11 protein-coding genes and 1 pseudogene are annotated in these 17906 nt (G+C 64.8%); 7 read left to right on the top strand and 5 right to left on the bottom strand.

What is annotated here, in order from left to right; all coding sequences use genetic code 11:
- Positions 1–71: 71 nt before the first annotated feature.
- The 3 genes from nfuA to ABFA30_RS13700 form a co-directional block, all read right to left on the bottom strand.
- A complete protein-coding gene (gene nfuA / locus ABFA30_RS13710; protein WP_253080340.1) occupies positions 72–656 on the bottom strand; it encodes a Fe-S biogenesis protein NfuA in 585 nt (194 codons plus the stop codon).
- Between the two features lie 58 nt (positions 657–714).
- A complete protein-coding gene (locus ABFA30_RS13705; protein WP_410045568.1) occupies positions 715–1749 on the bottom strand; it encodes an acyltransferase family protein in 1035 nt (344 codons plus the stop codon).
- 207 nt (positions 1750–1956) lie between these two features.
- Positions 1957–4257, bottom strand: a complete 2301-nt coding sequence (locus tag ABFA30_RS13700; protein ID WP_410045567.1) for a fatty acid cis/trans isomerase — start codon at positions 4255–4257, stop codon at positions 1957–1959.
- Between the two features lie 161 nt (positions 4258–4418).
- Between ABFA30_RS13700 and metH the strand changes: the two genes are divergently transcribed.
- The 6 genes and pseudogenes from metH to ABFA30_RS13670 all read left to right on the top strand — a co-directional run bounded on the left by metH (position 4419) and on the right by ABFA30_RS13670 (position 14349).
- Complete coding sequence (gene metH, locus ABFA30_RS13695; protein ID WP_253091203.1) at positions 4419–8126, top strand: methionine synthase; 3708 nt, start codon at positions 4419–4421, stop codon at positions 8124–8126.
- A 127-nt stretch (positions 8127–8253) separates the two neighbouring features.
- Positions 8254–8472, top strand: coding sequence for a DUF2970 domain-containing protein (locus tag ABFA30_RS13690; RefSeq protein WP_225789726.1), 219 nt, complete (start codon positions 8254–8256; stop codon positions 8470–8472).
- 622 nt (positions 8473–9094) lie between these two features.
- Positions 9095–10747, top strand: coding sequence for a nitrite/sulfite reductase (locus ABFA30_RS13685; protein ID WP_225789727.1), 1653 nt, complete (start codon positions 9095–9097; stop codon positions 10745–10747).
- On the top strand, positions 10731–11225 hold the full coding sequence (locus ABFA30_RS13680; RefSeq protein WP_225789728.1) for a DUF934 domain-containing protein: 495 nt from the start codon (positions 10731–10733) through the stop codon (positions 11223–11225). The genes ABFA30_RS13685 and ABFA30_RS13680 overlap by 17 nt, the downstream gene beginning before the upstream one ends.
- 194 nt (positions 11226–11419) lie before the next feature.
- Positions 11420–12223 carry a 2,5-didehydrogluconate reductase DkgB gene (dkgB, locus tag ABFA30_RS13675; protein WP_410045566.1) on the top strand — a complete coding sequence of 268 codons (804 nt, stop codon included), beginning with the start codon at positions 11420–11422 and terminating at the stop codon, positions 12221–12223.
- A gap of 229 nt (positions 12224–12452) precedes the next feature.
- Positions 12453–14349: pseudogene (locus tag ABFA30_RS13670) on the top strand (tyrosine-protein phosphatase).
- A gap of 43 nt (positions 14350–14392) precedes the next feature.
- Here ABFA30_RS13670 and ABFA30_RS13665 read toward each other — a convergent pair.
- Both ABFA30_RS13665 and ABFA30_RS13660 read right to left on the bottom strand, forming a co-directional pair.
- Positions 14393–15358 (bottom strand): helix-turn-helix transcriptional regulator, encoded by a 966-nt coding sequence (locus tag ABFA30_RS13665; protein ID WP_410045565.1) that lies wholly within the window; start codon positions 15356–15358, stop codon positions 14393–14395.
- Between the two features lie 222 nt (positions 15359–15580).
- The gene (locus ABFA30_RS13660) at positions 15581–16324 is read right to left on the bottom strand and encodes a hypothetical protein (RefSeq protein WP_410045564.1); all 744 of its coding nucleotides are present in this window, start codon (positions 16322–16324) and stop codon (positions 15581–15583) included.
- A gap of 184 nt (positions 16325–16508) precedes the next feature.
- Between ABFA30_RS13660 and ABFA30_RS13655 the strand changes: the two genes are divergently transcribed.
- Positions 16509–17786: a bifunctional O-acetylhomoserine aminocarboxypropyltransferase/cysteine synthase gene (locus tag ABFA30_RS13655; protein ID WP_410045563.1), complete on the top strand. Its 1278-nt coding sequence runs from the start codon at positions 16509–16511 to the stop codon at positions 17784–17786.
- Positions 17787–17906: the final 120 nt, after the last annotated feature.

Here is a 17906-nt window from a genome sequence, read left to right as displayed (position 1 = left end):
GTCGGTCAAGCGGCGCTTGCCATCTTGGGGCACGAAGCGCCCCCACATGACAAACGCCTGTCGCCTGCCGATCAGTAGTAGGCGTTTTCCTTGTTGCTGTGGTCGGTCACGTCACGCACGCCCTTGAGCTCGGGAATACGCTCGAGCAGGGTGCGCTCGATGCCGTCCTTGAGGGTGACGTCGGCCTGGCCGCAGCCCTGGCAACCGCCACCGAACTGCAGCACGGCGATGCCGTCTTCGACCACGTCGACCAGGCTCACGGCGCCGCCGTGGCTGGCCAGGCCCGGGTTGATCTCGGTCTGCAGGTAATAGTTGATCCGCTCGTTGAGCGGGCTGTCCTCGTTGACCATCGGCACCTTGGCGTTCGGCGCCTTGATGGTCAGCTGGCCGCCCATGCGGTCGGTGGCGTAGTCGACCAGCGCGTCCTCGAGGAAGGGCTCGCTGACCGCATCGATGTAGGCGGTGAAGCTCTTCAGGCCCACGGCGGTGTCGTCGGGTTTTTCCTCGCCCGGCTTGCAGTAGGCGATGCAGGTTTCGGCGTACTGGGTGCCCGGCTGGGTGATGAAGATACGGATGCCGATACCCGGGGTGTTCTGCTTGGACAGCAGATCGGCCAGGTAATCATGGGCGGCGTCGGTAATGGTTATAGCGCTCATGGAAGTTCCTCACAGACTTGCCGGCAAGTGTACGCCAAGCTGGCGCCTGAACAAAGTCCTAGTATTTGACTCGGGAAAGCGCCAGCGCCTGGCGTTGCCCAGGCCGCGCCGCGAACCAGGCCTGCAGTCGCCGGTACAGGCCGCGCTCGAGCCAGTGGTAGCTGAGCCACGACATCAGGCCAATGAGCGGCACGCAGAAGGCGAACGCCAGGTAGGGGTCCAGCCCCAGGCGTCGGCTGGCGAACCACCCGCCATAGAGCACCAGCACATGGATCAGGTACACCGAGTAGGAACAGTCGCCCAGTGCCTTGAGCACCCGGTTGCCCCGGAACCAGGGCTCCAGGGCCACGAACGCGAACACCACCAGGGCGCTGGGCAGGCCCCAATGCAGCAGCCGCATCGAGGCGTCCAGGTGATAGAGCGCAAAGCCTGCCGCCGCCAGCACCGCCAGGGGCAGCCACAGCCCTTCGCGGATCATGCCGCGACGGTACAGCACGCCCAGGCCGATGCCGAGCAGGAACTCGTAGATGATGTCGTTGTTGTAGAAGCGGCTGAGCACGCCCAGGCGCCCCAGCACCTCGCTGACCAGCAGCAACGCGGCGCTGACCAGCACCAGGTGATGGCGCTGGCGCACCAGGAAGGCCAGGCCGAACAGCAGGTAGAAGAACATCTCGAAGTTGAGCGTCCAGCCCACATTGAGGGTCGGGTACAGCCCGTAGCCTCCTGGGTTCTCGGCGGGGATGAACAGCAGCGACAGCAGCAGGTGCTGCCATTCGAACACCTGGTGCGGCATCCAACGGCTGGCGGCGAGCAACAGCAAGGCCATGAGCAAGGTGTAGAACCAGTAGGCCGGGACGATACGCAACACCCGGTTGAGCAGGAACTGCCCAGGGGCGACCGCTTTGTCGCGGGTCGAGAGGTAGATCACCATCCCGCTGATGACGAAGAAGATATCGACGCCTACCGCGCCGCGGTGGCTGAACAGTCGGCCGATGGGGCCGGTGGCATGGAAGTCGAAGAAGATCTGCATGAAATGGTGGCAGACCACCACCCAGGCGGCGAACGCCCGTAGTGCCTGAAGCGAATACAGCATGGATTGCCCTGCGTTTTCTGGTGCATTCAGGCCCCGCTTTCATCGCCTGGCACGTGCCTCGCACGCGCTCGCGGGCAAGCTCGCCTCACAGGGGGGAGCGCCGTTCCTCAGCGGGCGCTCCCACAGGCCAGGCAGCTCCAAGCGGGACCGCCCGTGCGTGGGACCGCAGGATGCCGGGAAAGGTCAGGCGCCCTTCCCGGCGACCGATCAAAGGTTCTCGTAGCGGTTCATGTCCAGCACGCCTGCCTCCACCGGGTCGGTCTCCTGGATGTAGCGGTTCAGGTCATGGAAGTAACGCCAGAACTGCGGATGGCTACGGCGCACGCCCCAGCGCTCGACGAGGGTCTCGAACTTGCCCTGGTCGTCACGGGCCGCCTCCATGTCTTCGACGAACTCCGGCACATCACGGGTGGGGATGTTGAAGATGAAATTGGGGTAGCTGCTGAGCACGCCCGGGTACAGCGTCAGGGTGTCCAGGCCCGGCTGGTAGCGGTAGGCCTCGCCGAGCAGGAAGGCGACGTTGCTGTGCGCGCGGTTGCGCAGCAGGCTGTAGACCTGGCGATGGCCGCCCTGCCCTTCGATGCGCAGCAGGGTCGCCTCGGGCAGTTGGCCGATCACCTTCAAGCCTGCGGCCGGGCGCGACACCAGGCGGCTGAGGCTCTGCTCGGCGTCACGGAACTCCGACGCCAACCCCGGCCGCGAGCAATAGGCGCCCTGGCAGCGGTTGATCGGGTCGGGCGCGGCATTGAGGCTGCCGGTACGCTGCAACAGTTTCAGGCCGAAGTCGCGCTTGGGGTCGTGCTCGTCCAACTTGAGCGCGCTCGGGGTGCTGGTATCGATGTCCTCGTAGTCGAGCCACATCTTCACCTTGCCGCTGTTCTGGTACCAGTCGCCGAGGATCGCGCCGCGCTGGTCGGCGGGCATCAGGCGCAGGAAGTTGACCTCGGCGCCATTGCGGATCAGGTCGAAGTACAGACGCGTCTGCAGCTGGTGCGAGACGTTGCCGAACACGTCGAAATTGACCGCCAACTGGTAGTAGGTGCGCTCGAACAACGGGTAGTCGAATAGCCAGACGGTCAAGGGTACGTCACCGATCAGGCCCTTGCTCACCGAGGCACTGTCGAAGTGGCGGAAGATGGTCAGCAGCGCATTGTCGTTGCCCGCCCACAGGGTCGACCAGCTCGGCGCCGGCATCTGCGCGTAGGCCTCGCGGCGCAGAGTCTCATAGGCGTTGCGCTTGTCGCGGTAGGCGTGCCAGAGCGTCAGCACGCTGCCGACGTCGTCGATCTGCCCCGGCATGGCCAGCAGTGGCGTGGCCTCGCCACGGTAGCGGGCATCGGTGACATAGCGATCGTAGGCCGGCTCCTGGAACAGTGCCCAGAAGTGGTCGCGGATCACGTCGGTGGCGATCTGGCCGCGGCACACCGGGCCACGGATGAAGGTGCGCACGAAGTACTCGGCGTTGTCCAGCATGAACTGGTAGCGCGCCACCGCCGGGATCGCCTCGAAGGTTTCGAACGGGTTGGCGCGGTGACGCGGGCCATAGCCGGGCAACGAAGTGGCGTGCCAGTCGCCGCTGTAGAACAGCTGCTTGACCCGCTTGAGCTTCTGCGGCCCCATCGGGTAGGTGATGTGGGTCTTGTGCACGATCACGCCCTGCACCGGGACCAGGCGGTAGTAGAAGTCGGTCCCCGGCGGGTCATTGGGCCGGCGGGTGGCGATCACGTCGACCGGCTGGCCGCTCGGCGTGCGCGAGCGCACCCACTGGAAGAAGTGGCCCGGCTCGCCACCGACAAAATAGATGTGGGCAAGGAACAGGTGCTCGTACAGCCAGCGGCCGACCAGGGCCTCGGTAGAGCCCGGGCGGTTGAGCAACTCCTCCCACTCGGCAATCTGCCTGGCCTCGGCCGCGCTGGGCTGGATCGGCTGGTATTCGACCGGAGCACCGGCCGCCAGCCAGCGCTGCAGGGTCTGGTACTCGGCGTCGGTCAGGCCGGTGACCGCCAGGGGCATGCCCTCCTTGGGATGGGCGCCGGCATAGGCGTCGAACTCATGGGGCAATGGGCACATGTTGTTACGGTTGAGCCCCAGGACGATCTCCTCGGGCAACTTGGCGTTGGGTGTGAGCGGGGTCTTGTGGCCGAGTTCGAGCATGCGCGCCATCAGCGCGGCCTGGCTGCCCTGGCTGTCGAGCACCGAGTAGAAGCCCTTCTTGCGCCACTGCTCCTCGCTGTGGGCATCGTAGAACAGGCGCGTGGTGGGCACCGCCTTGCTGCGGTCGCCCTGGTACACCGGGACCTTGGATGCCCCGCGCACCGCCCCTTCGGGGCTTTCCAGCTTGAGCTGGCAGGCGGCGTCGTTGCAGGCGTGGCAGGCCACGCATTTCTCGGTGAAGATCGGTTGGATATCCCGGGTGTAGGAGATTGCCGGGCTCGATTGCGGGGCTTGCCCCGCCGCCACGCCGCTGATGAGCAGCGCGAAGGCGCCGGCAAGTAAGCGATGCACCATGTGCCGAATGTCCTGGTTCCTGTAAGCCATCACGATGTGCCTGGCGGGTAGGGGGTGCGCGAACATGAAGGAAATTCATGCAAACGGGCGATGCGTCTAAAAACCGCGCACCTTTGTTATCATGGCGCACCCTCTGTCATTTGCCCGACCAGGTAGTTCCTATGTCCGACCGCAGCGCTCGTTTCCAAGCACTTCAGCAAGCACTCAAGGAGCGCATACTGATCCTCGACGGCGGCATGGGTACTATGATCCAGAGTTACCGCCTCGAGGAACACGACTATCGTGGCACGCGCTTCGCCGATTGGCCAAGCGACGTGAAAGGCAACAACGACCTGCTGCTGCTGACCCAGCCCGATGTCATCGCCGCCATCGAGAAGGCCTACCTGGACGCCGGCGCCGATATCCTCGAGACCAACACCTTCAACGCCACGCAGATTTCCCAGGCCGACTACGGCATGGAGGCGCTGGTCTACGAACTGAACGTCGAGGGCGCACGCATCGCCCGCCAGGTGGCCGACGCCAAGACCCTCGAGACCCCGGACAAACCGCGTTTCGTCGCCGGCGTGCTCGGCCCGACCAGCCGCACCTGCTCGATCTCCCCGGACGTCAACGACCCGGGCTACCGCAACGTCACCTTCGACGAACTGGTGGAAAACTACACCGAGGCCACCCGTGGCCTGATCGAGGGCGGCGCCGACCTGATCCTGATCGAGACCATCTTCGACACCCTCAACGCCAAGGCGGCGATCTTCGCCGTGCAGCAGGTGTTCGAGGAAGACGGCGTCGAGCTGCCGATCATGATTTCCGGTACCATCACCGATGCCTCCGGCCGCACCCTGTCCGGACAAACCACCGAGGCGTTCTGGAACTCGGTGCGCCACGCCAAGCCGATCTCCGTGGGCCTGAACTGCGCCCTCGGCGCCAAGGACCTGCGCCCCTACCTGGAAGAGCTGGCGACCAAGGCCGATACCCATGTCTCGGCCCACCCCAATGCCGGCCTGCCCAACGCCTTCGGCGAATACGACGAAACCCCGGCGGAAATGGCCGCGGTGGTCGAGGAGTTCGCTGCCAGCGGCTTCCTCAACATCATCGGCGGTTGCTGCGGCACCACCCCGCCGCACATCCAGGCCATCGCCGAGGCCGTGGCCAAGTACAAGCCGCGTGAGATCCCGGAAATCCCCAGGGCTTGCCGCCTCTCGGGCCTGGAGCCGTTCACCATCGATCGCCAGTCGCTGTTCGTCAACGTCGGCGAGCGCACCAACATCACCGGTTCGGCCAAGTTCGCCCGGCTGATCCGCGAGGAGAACTACACCGAGGCCCTGGAGGTCGCCCTGCAGCAGGTCGAGGCCGGCGCCCAGGTGATCGACATCAACATGGACGAAGGCATGCTCGACTCCAAGGCTGCCATGGTCCGCTTCCTCAACCTGATCGCCGGCGAGCCGGACATCTCCCGCGTGCCGATCATGATCGACTCCTCCAAGTGGGACGTGATCGAGGCGGGCCTCAAGTGCATCCAGGGCAAGGGCATCGTCAACTCGATCTCCATGAAGGAAGGCGTCGAGCAGTTCAAGCACCATGCCCGCCTGTGCAAGCGCTACGGCGCCGCAGTGGTGGTGATGGCCTTCGACGAGGTCGGCCAGGCCGACACCGCCGCGCGCAAGAAGGAAATCTGTCAGCGCAGCTACGACATCCTGGTCAATGAAGTGGGCTTCCCGCCGGAAGACATCATCTTCGACCCGAACATCTTCGCCGTGGCCACCGGCATCGAAGAGCACAACAACTACGCCGTGGACTTCATCGAAGCCTGCGCCTACATCCGCGACCACCTGCCCTACGCGCTGTCGTCGGGTGGCGTGTCCAACGTGTCGTTCTCGTTCCGTGGCAACAACCCGGTGCGCGAGGCGATCCACTCGGTGTTCCTGTTCCATGCCATCGGCAACGGCCTGACCATGGGTATCGTCAACGCCGGCCAGCTGGAGATCTACGACGAGATCCCCGCGACCCTGCGCGACAGGGTCGAGGACGTGGTGCTCAACCGTACCCCGGAAGGCACCGATGCCCTGCTGGCCATCGCCGACGAATACAAGGGCGGCGGCGCCAGCAAGGAAGTCGAGGACGAGGCCTGGCGCGCCATGCCGGTCGACAAGCGCCTGGAGCACGCCCTGGTCAAGGGCATCACCGCGCACATCGTCGAGGACACCGAGGAGTGCCGCCAGCAGTGCGCGCGCCCCATCGAGGTCATCGAAGGGCCGCTGATGAGCGGCATGAACGTGGTCGGCGACCTGTTCGGCGCCGGCAAGATGTTCCTGCCCCAGGTGGTCAAGTCCGCCCGGGTGATGAAGCAGGCCGTGGCGCACCTGATCCCCTTCATCGAAGCGGAGAAAGGCGACACCCCGGAGGCCAAGGGCAAGATACTCATGGCCACGGTCAAGGGTGACGTGCACGACATCGGCAAGAACATCGTCGGCGTGGTGCTCGGTTGCAACGGCTACGACATCGTCGACCTGGGCGTGATGGTGCCGGCAGAGAAGATCCTGCAGACCGCCCGCGAGCAGAAGTGCGACATCATCGGCCTGTCCGGCCTGATCACCCCGTCGCTGGACGAGATGGTCCACGTCGCCCGCGAGATGCAGCGCCAGGGCTTCGAACTGCCGCTGATGATCGGTGGCGCCACCACCTCCAAGGCACACACCGCGGTGAAGATCGAGCCCAAGTACTCCAACGACGCCGTGGTCTACGTCACCGACGCCTCCCGCGCCGTGGGCGTGGCCACCCAGTTGCTGTCCAAGGAGCTCAAGGCCGGCTTCGTCGAGAAGACCCGCGAGGAATACCAGCAGGTGCGCGAGCGCACCGCCAACCGCAGCGCCCGCACCGAGCGCCTGGGCTACGACCAGGCCATCGCCGCCAAGCCCCAGTACGACTGGGCCGGCTACACCCCGGCGGTGCCCTCCTTCACCGGCGTCAAGGTGCTGGAGGACATCGACCTGCGAATGCTGGCCGAGTACATCGACTGGACGCCGTTCTTCATCTCCTGGGACCTGGCCGGCAAGTTCCCGCGCATCCTCACCGACGAAGTGGTCGGCGAGGCGGCCACGGCGCTGTACAAGGATGCCCGCGAGATGCTCGACAAGCTGATCGACGAGAAGCTGATCAGCGCCCGCGCGGTGCTCGGCTTCTGGCCGGCCAACCAGGTGGAGCACGACGACATCGAGGTCTATGGCGACGGCGGCGAGAAACTGGCCACCCTGCACCATCTGCGCCAGCAGACCATCAAGCCCGACGGCAAGCCCAACCTGTCGCTGGCCGACTTCGTCGCGCCGAAGGACAGCGGTGTCACCGACTACATCGGCGGCTTCATCACCACCGCCGGCATCGGTGCCGAGGAAGTGGCCAAGGCCTACCAGGACAAGGGCGACGACTACAGCTCGATCATGGTCAAGGCCCTCGCCGACCGTCTGGCCGAGGCCTGCGCCGAATGGCTGCACGAGCGGGTGCGCAAGGAATACTGGGGCTATGCCAAGGACGAACAGCTGGACAACGAGGCGCTGATCAAGGAGCAATACAGCGGCATCCGCCCGGCCCCCGGCTACCCGGCCTGCCCGGACCACACCGAGAAGGCCACCCTGTTCCGCCTGCTCGATGGCACCGCCATCGGCGAGAAAGGGCCGAGTGGTGTATTCCTCACCGAGCACTTCGCCATGTTCCCGGCGGCGGCGGTCAGCGGCTGGTACTTCGCCCATCCGCAGGCCCAGTACTTTGCCGTGGGCAAGGTCGACAAGGACCAGATCGAGCGCTACAGCGCGCGCAAGGGCCAGGACATCAGCGTCAGCGAACGCTGGCTGGCGCCGAACCTGGGCTACGAGGGCTAGGTCCAGCTTCTTTACAAGCCATTCTGGCCTCTTCGCGGGCTTGCCCCGCGAAGAGGCCGGTACAGCCCACCCAAATCCCCGGGTTGCCTACACTATCCCTGATTGCCTCTGACATCAGGAGCCACTCATGGACGACCGCGACCAGGACAAACCACCCACCTTCTGGCAGATGCTGCACAGCGTCCTCGCCGCGGCCTTCGGCGTGCAAAGCGGCAAGAACCGTGCGCGCGACTTCACCCATGGCAAGGCCAGCCACTTCATCGTGCTGGGCACGCTGTTCACCCTGGTGTTCATCCTCGTGCTGATCGGCCTGGTGCAACTGGCGCTGCACCTGACTGCGCGCTAGGCCTGCGGCTTGTCCCACTGCCGGTCAGTCAGAGATTTGCGTGAATGCTGGAACCAGAGCAACCCGCCTGCGGATATCCCTTCCGCAGGCGGCTCAGGCTTGGATCAAGGTCGTTGCGAATGAAAGCTACTGATGGCTGACCCAATACACAGCGGCCACGACTACCAGGACGATCAGGCAAAGGATCGCCCAGGCATCCACAGTGCTGTCAGTCTTGCGCAGCTTGGTCGAGTTTCCCATTGCATTGCCTCTTGTAGTGGTTATGGGAATGCACTTCACCTCCAGCAGTTAAGCCTAGCAATGCCCTTCTCTCAAGCAGGGGCTTTCGGTAATCGACGACCGACGACCAACCAGGGCACGGAAAACCCGCGCCCCCAACCTTCGGCGCTGTAATGCTGAAAATCGCCCCACAGTCGGTAAAGATACCGCCACATCCCCGCACCGCATTCGCGCCATCATCGCCGGCAAATGCCAGTCAATCTCACTTAGTCCAATTGGTTCTTTTCATATGCAAAAACATCACTTTAGCGCATAAACACAAACTGCTATCGTTCCCCCGCTCCGAAGCGGAGTGCGCGGCCGTGCGCGCGATTAGCTGCATGCAGCCTGAGACAGGACTTATATGTACGTATACGACGAGTACGATCAGCGGATCATCGAGGACCGCGTCAAGCAGTTCCGTGATCAGACCCGCCGCTACCTGGCCGGTGAGCTGAGCGAAGAAGAATTCCGCCCTCTGCGCCTGCAGAATGGCCTCTATATCCAACGTTTTGCCCCGATGCTGCGCGTCGCCGTGCCTTATGGCCAGCTGAACTCGACCCAGGTGCGCATGCTGGCGAAGATCGCTCGCGACTACGACAAGGGCTACGCACACATCAGTACCCGGCAGAACGTGCAGTACAACTGGCCGGCGCTGGAAGACGTCCCAGAGATCCTCGCCGAACTGGCCACCGTGCAGATGCACGCGATCCAGACCAGCGGCAACTGCCTGCGCAACACCACCACCGACCAGTTCGCCGGTGTTGCCGCCGATGAAGTGATCGACCCGCGCCCCTGGTGCGAGATCGTCCGCCAGTGGACCACCTTCCACCCGGAATTCGCCTACCTGCCGCGCAAGTTCAAGATCGCCATCAACGGCTCGAAGGAAGACCGCGCGGCCATCGAGGTGCACGACATCGGCCTGGAGCCGGTGTACAACGAGGCCGGCGAGCTGGGCTTCCGCGTGCTGGTCGGTGGTGGCTTGGGCCGTACCCCCGTGGTCGGTGCGTTCATCAACGAGTTCCTGCCCTGGCAGGACCTGATCAGCTACCTGGACGCCATCCTGCGCGTGTACAACCGTTACGGTCGCCGTGACAACAAGTACAAGGCGCGGATCAAGATCCTGGTCAAGGCCCTGACCCCGGAAGTCTTCGCCGAGAAGGTCGAGGCCGAGATGGCCCACTTGCGTGGCGGCAGCACGACCCTGACCGAAGCGGAAGTCGAGCGCGTCTCGCGCCACTTCGTCGACCCGGCCTACCTGACCCTGGACAACGTCGACTACAGCGCCCTCGACCAGGAATTCCCAGGCTTCGCCCGCTGGCGCTCGCGCAATACCCGCGCCCACAAGCGCCCGGGCTACGTTGCCGTGACCCTGTCGCTCAAGCCCACTGGCGTTGCCCCGGGCGACCTGACCGACAAGCAGCTCGACGCCGTCGCCGACCTGGCCGACCGCTACAGCTTCGGCTTCCTGCGCACCTCCCATGAGCAGAACATCATCCTCGCCGACGTCGAGCAGCGCCAACTGCATGCCCTGTGGCTGGAACTGCGCGAGCTGGGCTTCGCCACGCCGAACATCGGCCTGCTGACCGACATCATCTGCTGCCCGGGTGGCGACTACTGCTCCCTGGCCAACGCCAAGTCGATCCCGATCGCCGAATCCATCCAGCGTCGCTTCGACGACTTGGACTACCTGTTCGACATCGGCGAGATCGACCTGAATATCTCCGGCTGCATGAATGCCTGCGGCCACCACCACGTCGGCCACATCGGTATCCTTGGCGTCGACAAGAAGGGCGAGGAGTTCTACCAGGTTTCCCTGGGCGGCAACGCCGCGCGCGATGCGAGCCTGGGCAAGATCCTCGGCCCGTCCTTCGCCCAGGATGAAATGGCCGATGTGATCGAGAAGCTGATCTCGGTGTACGTGGAACGACGTACCGAGGACGAGCGCTTCATCGACACCTACCAGCGTATCGGCATCGACCCTTTCAAGGAACGCGTCTATGCAGCGAATCATTAAGAACAACGAGATCGTCGACGAGACCTGGCACCTGCTGCCCAAGGACACGCCCCTCGACGAGCTGACCAACTGCGACGACTACATCGTCCCGCTGCAACTGTGGCGCGAGCATGCCCACGCCCTCAAGGCCCGCGACGGCGGCCTGGGCGTGTGGTTGGACAGCGATGAAGAGGCCGAGGAGATCGGCGACGACGTCGAGCACTTCCAGGTCATCGCCCTGAACTTCCCGGCCTTCACCGACGGGCGCAACTACTCCAACGCGCGCCTGCTGCGTGACCGCTACAAGTTCAAGGGCGAGCTGCGCGCCATCGGCGACGTGCTGCGCGACCAGTTGTTCTACATGGCCCGCTGCGGCTTCGATGCCTTCGCCATTCGTGCCGACAAAGACCCGGAAGATGCCCTGCAGGGACTGAAGGACTTCTCGGTCACCTACCAGGCCGCCACCGACGAACCGCTGCCGCTGTTCCGCCGCCGCTGATCGATGCCTCCCCCACCGGCCCGCCCTTTGGCGGGCCGGTTCGTTTCCAACCTGCAAACCCCGCCATTCCTGACTCCAAGTCAAAAGACCTTGCTCCCCGCAAGCCTTAATCCCATCCCGCCAAACGTCCACACTGGAGATAGCTGCAAGCCGCGAGCTGCAAGCTGCAACTCCCCCATCCAGGAGCACATCCCATGAGCATCCCGTCCTTCGGCCTCGGCACCTTCCGCCTGACTGGCCAGGCTGTCATCGATTCGGTGAAGGCCGCACTGGCGCTGGGCTACCGCGCCATCGACACCGCACAGGTCTACGGCAACGAGGCCGATATCGGCCAGGCCATCGCCGAGAGCGGCATCGATCGTAGCGAATTGTTCATCACCACCAAGATCTGGGTCGACAACTATGCTGCCGACAAACTGATCCCCAGCCTGCGCGAAAGCCTGGCGAAACTGCGCACCGACCATGTCGACCTGACCCTGATCCACTGGCCGGCGCCTGGCAACGGCGTCGAGCTGGGCGAGTTCATGACCGCCCTGGCCGAAGCCAGGAAGCAGGGCCTGACCCGCCAGATCGGTATCTCCAACTTCAACATCGAGCTGACCCGCCAGGCCATCGACGTGGTGGGCAAGGGCGAGATCGCCACCAACCAGATCGAGCTCAGCCCCTACCTGCAGAACGCCAAGCTCGCGGCCTTCCTCAAGGAACAGGGCATCACCGTCACCTCGTACATGACCCTGGCCTACGGCAAGGTGCTCAAGGACCCGGTGCTGGCCAGCATCGCCGCCAAGCACAAGGCCACCGTGGCGCAGGTCGCGCTGGCCTGGGCGATGCAACTGGGCTACGCGGTGATCCCCTCCTCCACCAAGCACGAGAACCTTGCCAGCAACCTGCTCGCCCGTGACCTGCGCCTGGACGACGAGGACATGGCACGCATCGCCACGCTCGAACGCAACGGTCGCGAAGTCAGCCCTGACGGCCTGGCGCCGGCCTGGGACTGAGGCATTCCCGGCCTTGGCAGCCTTGGGTAATGCAGCCCTGAAACTCGCTGGGCAATTAGGACTTTTCGGGGCTGCTTTGCAGCCCCCTGCTCGCACCCCGCCAATGGACAGAAAACGAACGCCGCGGACGGATCGCGCATTCATTCTCACGCCCTGGCTTTCTGCAATATCTGGTTTCACCTAGCCCACGGATAGTAGCCAGCCCAACGTATTCAACGAGGCTAGATCCGTGCTGCAACGTTTCCTTTGCTCCCTGTCCCTGCTGACGCTCGCCATCTCCGCCGCCCACGCCACGCCTGAGCGGCATGGACAATTTCCGTGACATCGCCGGCACCACCACCGCCTATGGCACCACCCACGACGGCACGATGCGCGCCGGGGTGTTCTACCGCGCCAACGCCCTGACCCCGACCGCGTCTGACCTGGTCACGCTGAACGGCCTGAACATCAGCAACGTCTACGACCTGCGCACACCCAGCGAGATCGCGGCTACGCCCGACACCCTGCCGGCCGGCTCGCGCTACCAGAACATCGACATCATCGGCAGCACCACCTCGGGCGCGGACATCACCCATATCGCGTTCTCCAGCGCCGCCGAAGCCACCGCCATGATGCAGGAGACCAATCGCGCCTTCGTCAGCGACGCCGGCATGCGCGGCCAGTTCGCGGTGCTGTTCAACGAACTGGCCAGCGCCGAGGGTGCGGCCCTGTTCCATTGCACCGCAGGCAAGGACCGCACCGGCTGGACCGCCGCGGTGCTGCAAAGCATCGCCGGGGTCGACGATGCCACCCTCATGAGCAACTACCTGGCCACCAACGACTACACGGCCGAACGCATGGCAGCCACCCTCGCAGCGATGCCGCCGGAGACGGCCGCGATCTATGCGCCGTTGCTGGGCGTGGACGCCAGCTACCTGCAGGCCGGCCTGGACGAGGTGAATACGCAGTACGGCAGCATGGACAACTACCTGAAGGAGGGCCTGGGCCTGTCGCAGGAGACGATCTACGTGCTGCGCGGCAAGATGGTGCGCTACGGCAGCCTGCCCGGCCAAGCGGGGCTGCAAGGCAACGCCGCCGCTGGCGCACGGTTGCTGCAACAGCTGCAGGACACCGACCTGTCGGGCACCTACAGCGCCTACAACTACTACCTGCAATCGGCCATCGATGCAGGCACCCTGGGCGGCGTCGAAGCCACCGTCGGCGGCCAGGTGCATGCCGACGCCGCCAGCTACCTGCTGCGCCAGGGTACGCTGATCGACCAGGCGACCGCCCCCATGGCCAGCGGTACCGACCTCGCGATTGGCCAGGCGCACCTATGGAGTGCCGCCCTGGCCGGTTACCAAGGCACCGACGGCAGCGCCCACGCGCGCAGCAGCAACGAACACAGCCAGGGCATGGTGATCGGCCTGACCCAGCGTTTTTCCGAACAGCTCAGCGCCCATGCCGGTTTCGGCTACAGCCACGGCAATATCGGCGGGGCCGGCGGCGAAGCGGACACCGACCTGACGTTCCTCAAGGCAGGTGCCCGCTTCGCCCCGGACGGCCTGGAGCGTGGCATGTTCATCGACGCCAACGCCAGCGCCGGCTGGCTCGACTACGACAGCAAGCGTGAGCTCGGCGGAGGCCTGGGCACGGCCAAGGGCAGCAGCCATGGCAACTTGGCCGGGGCAAGCCTGGCGCTGGGTTATCGCCTGCACACGGGCGCGATGGTGCTGGAACCGAGCCTGGGCGTGCGGATCAGCCATGTGGACCTGTCGGGCTTCACGGAAAAAGGCAGCGAACTGGCCCTTGAAGTCGACGCCATCCAGCAAACCCGGCGCAGCGCCGTGGCCAGCCTGAGGGCCTCCTTCGCACCTGTCCCGCTGGGTGGCGGATGGCAGTTGCTGCCGGGCCTGTCGATGGGTTACGAACATGTGCTGGGCGACCACCAGGTGGACAGCGAGGGCCATCTGCTGGGGCTGGATATCGAGCAGCGAGCGGCGTTCGACGATCGTGACCAGTTCACCGCTGGCGCCAGCCTGATGGCCAGCCTGGGTGCCCTGAGCCTGGGCGCCGAAGTGAATGCCAGCGGCGGCGGCGATAGCCATGGGGCCAGCGCAAGCCTGAAAGCCAGCTATGCGTTCTGACGGGTAGCGCCGGCCGCTCCCGCCGGGGCGGCCTGGTGCTTCACTACCCTCGCCCTCCGCACTTCACATCAGCCGGGCGCACCCCGTAGGCCTGCTGAAAATACCGTGAAAACCGGCCGGCATTGCTGAACCCATGTCGCAGCGCCACCTGCGCCACCGACACCTCCTGCCCGTCCACCAGGGCCTGGTAGGCCCGTTCCAGGCGCACCTGCCGCTGGTATTCCACGATCGACATGCCGACGAACCGACGGAAACCTTGCTGCAAGGCACGCAGGCTGACATTGGCCAGGCCCGCGAGCTCCGCGCCCGCCACGACGTTCCCTGGGTGTTCGCGCATGTAATCCATGGCTAGCCTCACGTGCCGCGGCGCGATCGGCGGCAGCGGGCGACGCAGGGTCTCGGTATGGTTGTGCGGCCAGGCCTCCAGCACGGCGTCCACCAGCATTTCCTGCAGGCGCAGCGGCATCAGCGCGCCGCTGTGGATCAATTGCTCGAACTCGCTGCCAGTGGCCAGCTCGAGCAAGGCGCGGATGCCCTGGAACGCCGAGATATCCAGGCTCACCACCGGCTCGAAGCAGATCGGCTGCAACACCGGCTTGCCCAGCAGCACGGCCAGCCGCTCGGTAAACAGCCCCCGCCGGATCGACATGCCGCACTGGGCGTGGTTGTCGGCAAAGCGCACGGAGCGTATCGCAGCCTTGTCGATGGCAAGTCCCACCCGGGCGAAGCCAACCGACTCGGCCGCATGCTCGAAGATGATCTTGCCCGCCGTGGGCAGGACGAAGGTGATTTCGTCCTGGGGCTTGGGAAAGGCGATGGAGAAATCGCCCTGGTAGTGCATGCGGCGGAAGCTGATGCCCTCATGACGGCCGTAGACGCCACCGATGACGATGTGCTCCGGCAGTGGCGGCGTATCGGCGTAGAGGTTGCCGAACATTCTCGCGAACAGCGCACCGAAGGCGTCGCTGGACATATCGGCGCAGCGGAGGATGATCCGCTTGCGGGGCATGCTGGGGTACACCGTGCGTGTCACCTTGAGGCCAGGGCTGGACGGAAGAATCGCCAGCACCTTAGCAACCACGGATGACAGCCGCGTGACGGGCAGCCCCTGCCCAACAGTACTCAGCGCAGCACGCAACCGGCACTACCGCCGACGAGCATCGTCAGCACTGGGGCGGCTCGAGGAACGGGTCGGCAGGCAAGGTTGCCGAGCCGGTCGCGGCACGGTTTCCTACAACGGCGTACCAGAACGGCCAAGCGCCCGACGCTGCGCCAGGCAGACGTAGCCCAACCCCAACACACCGATGAACAGGCACGCCAGCAACAGCATCAGTTCCCTGCTATACCTGCCCACCCAGGCCGGGAAGCCAACGAACTCCCGGTGGACCTGCACATCCGCCAGCCCGTCGGCATGCCGGATGCTGATGCCACCTTGGCGGATCTGCGAGTAGTCCGAATCGAAATAGACCCAGACCTTGCAGTGACCTTCCCGGCCGATCGAGGCGATATCGATAAGGCCGGTCGGCTCCTGGAGGATGTTGTCGTTGCCGTTTTCGTCGCGGATCTGCACCAGCCCCTTGGCCGGCAAGCGGATCCGCACGTCGCGCACGGGCGCATCGCCCTTGTTGCGCAACTCGATGAGCAGCCCGGTACGGTGATCCACCAGACCCGCCTCGAAGGGCTTGGCGAACAGTTGCAGGTAAGGCGCCTGGGCCAGGTCGACCAGCTTGTCGAGCTGCTGACGATTGAGCGCGCCCTTGCCGACCTCCCTGATCTGGGCGTGCAGTCGCTCGTACTTGAGCAGCTCGTTGGTCTTGCTGATGCGCTCGCTGAACTGGCTCGGGTAGGTCAGGTAGGAATAGGTCAGGCGCGCCTGCAGGCCGTCGTCGTCCTTGAACATCGCATAGAGCGCGGCGGCGGAAGCGGCGACGATCAGCAGGCCCACGAGGGATTTCCCGACTTTTTCCCAACTCACCTTGGCGGTTCCTTCTTTCGCTATGTGGGTGGCACGAAATGGCTGGCAAAGCGTGCCAAGTTCCTGGGGTGGGGGCAAGGGCTGGTATTCAACGATGCGCATGTCGACAAGGTCACAGCCTTGACCCACGCCTGTGCCCCGCCGCATGCTCGAGCCCTTCCACCTACGCTCAAGGAACGATTGCATGAAGCTGGAAACCCTGGCCATCCACGCGGGCTTCAGCCCCGATCCGACGACCAAGGCCGTCGCCGTCCCGATCTACCAGACCACCTCGTTCGCCTTCGACGACACCCAGCACGGTGCCGACCTGTTCGACCTGAAGGTAGCTGGCAATATCTACTCGCGCATCATGAACCCCACCAACGACGTCCTCGAACAGCGCATGGCCGCCCTCGAAGGTGGCGTCGGCGCCCTGGCCGTGGCCTCGGGCATGGCGGCAATCACCTACGCCATCCAGACCGTGGCCGAAACCGGCGACAACATCGTCTCGGTGGCCAAGCTCTATGGTGGCACCTACAACCTGCTGGCCCATACCCTGCCGCGCATGGGCATCCAGACCCGTTTCGCGCCCCACGACGACATCGCCGCGCTCGAAGCGCTGATCGACGAGCGCACCAAGGCGGTGTTCTGCGAATCCATCGGCAACCCGGCGGGGAATATCGTCGACCTGCAGGCCCTGGCCGACGCTGCGCACCGGCATGGCGTACCACTGATCGTCGACAATACCGTGGCCACGCCCATCCTGTGCAGGCCCTTCGAGCACGGCGCGGATATCGTGGTGCATTCGCTGACCAAGTACATTGGCGGGCACGGCACCAGCATCGGCGGCATCGTGATCGACTCGGGCAAGTTTCCGTGGGCGCAGAACAAGGCGCGATTCGCGCTGCTCAATACGCCGGATCCTTCGTATCACGGGGTGACCTACACCGAGGCGTTCGGGCCGGCGGCATTCATCGGTCGGTGCCGGGTGGTGCCATTGCGCAATACTGGGGCAGCGTTGTCGCCGTTCAATGCATTCCTGATCCTGCAGGGGCTGGAGACGCTGGCGCTGCGGATGGAGCGGCATACGGAGAATGCACTGAAAGTCGCCCGCTATCTGCAGGGGCACGGGCAGGTGGCGTGGGTGAAGTATGCAGGGTTGCCGGATCATCCGGAGCATGAGCTGGCCCAGCGTTATACCAGGGGTAGGCCAGCGTCGATCCTGTCGTTCGGGATCAAGGGTGGGCAGGAGGCAGGGGCGCGGTTCATCGACGCGCTGAAGCTGGTGGTACGGTTGGTGAACATCGGCGATGCCAAGTCTCTGGCCTGTCATCCGGCGTCCACCACCCATCGCCAGCTCAACGATGAAGAGCTGGAGAAGGCTGGGGTGCCGCGGGACATGGTGCGGTTGTCGATTGGCATCGAGCACTGTGACGACATCATTGCCGACCTCGAACAGGCGCTCGCAGCCAGCCGCTTGTAAGCCACCTGGGCGGCGGGCATCGATCCCCGCTATTGATCGGTCGGGGGCTGCTTCGCAGCTCATCGCCGACAAGCCGGCGCCTCCAAAGGTCCCCGCTAAATCGACGGGGTCGAGGGCCTC

The organism is Pseudomonas sp. HLMP (assembly GCF_046365545.1).
In the GTDB taxonomy this organism is placed as follows: Bacteria; Pseudomonadota; Gammaproteobacteria; order Pseudomonadales; family Pseudomonadaceae; genus Aquipseudomonas; species Aquipseudomonas guariconensis_B.
This window is presented reverse-complemented; position numbering and strand designations above follow the sequence as displayed.

What these genes read in the sequence shown, in the direction of transcription:
- ABFA30_RS13705 (WP_410045568.1), bottom strand. Translation starts at nt 1,749, where the DNA reads ATGCTGTATTCGCTTCAGGCACTACGGGCGTTCGCCGCCTGGGTGGTG.
- ABFA30_RS13680 (WP_225789728.1), top strand. Translation starts at nt 10,731, where the DNA reads ATGCAGCGAATCATTAAGAACAACGAGATCGTCGACGAGACCTGGCAC.
- nfuA (WP_253080340.1), bottom strand. Translation starts at nt 656, where the DNA reads ATGAGCGCTATAACCATTACCGACGCCGCCCATGATTACCTGGCCGAT.
- ABFA30_RS13700 (WP_410045567.1), bottom strand. Translation starts at nt 4,257, where the DNA reads ATGGTGCATCGCTTACTTGCCGGCGCCTTCGCGCTGCTCATCAGCGGC.
- metH (WP_253091203.1), top strand. Translation starts at nt 4,419, where the DNA reads ATGTCCGACCGCAGCGCTCGTTTCCAAGCACTTCAGCAAGCACTCAAG.
- ABFA30_RS13665 (WP_410045565.1), bottom strand. Translation starts at nt 15,358, where the DNA reads ATGCCCCGCAAGCGGATCATCCTCCGCTGCGCCGATATGTCCAGCGAC.
- ABFA30_RS13690 (WP_225789726.1), top strand. Translation starts at nt 8,254, where the DNA reads ATGGACGACCGCGACCAGGACAAACCACCCACCTTCTGGCAGATGCTG.
- ABFA30_RS13685 (WP_225789727.1), top strand. Translation starts at nt 9,095, where the DNA reads ATGTACGTATACGACGAGTACGATCAGCGGATCATCGAGGACCGCGTC.
- dkgB (WP_410045566.1), top strand. Translation starts at nt 11,420, where the DNA reads ATGAGCATCCCGTCCTTCGGCCTCGGCACCTTCCGCCTGACTGGCCAG.
- ABFA30_RS13655 (WP_410045563.1), top strand. Translation starts at nt 16,509, where the DNA reads ATGAAGCTGGAAACCCTGGCCATCCACGCGGGCTTCAGCCCCGATCCG.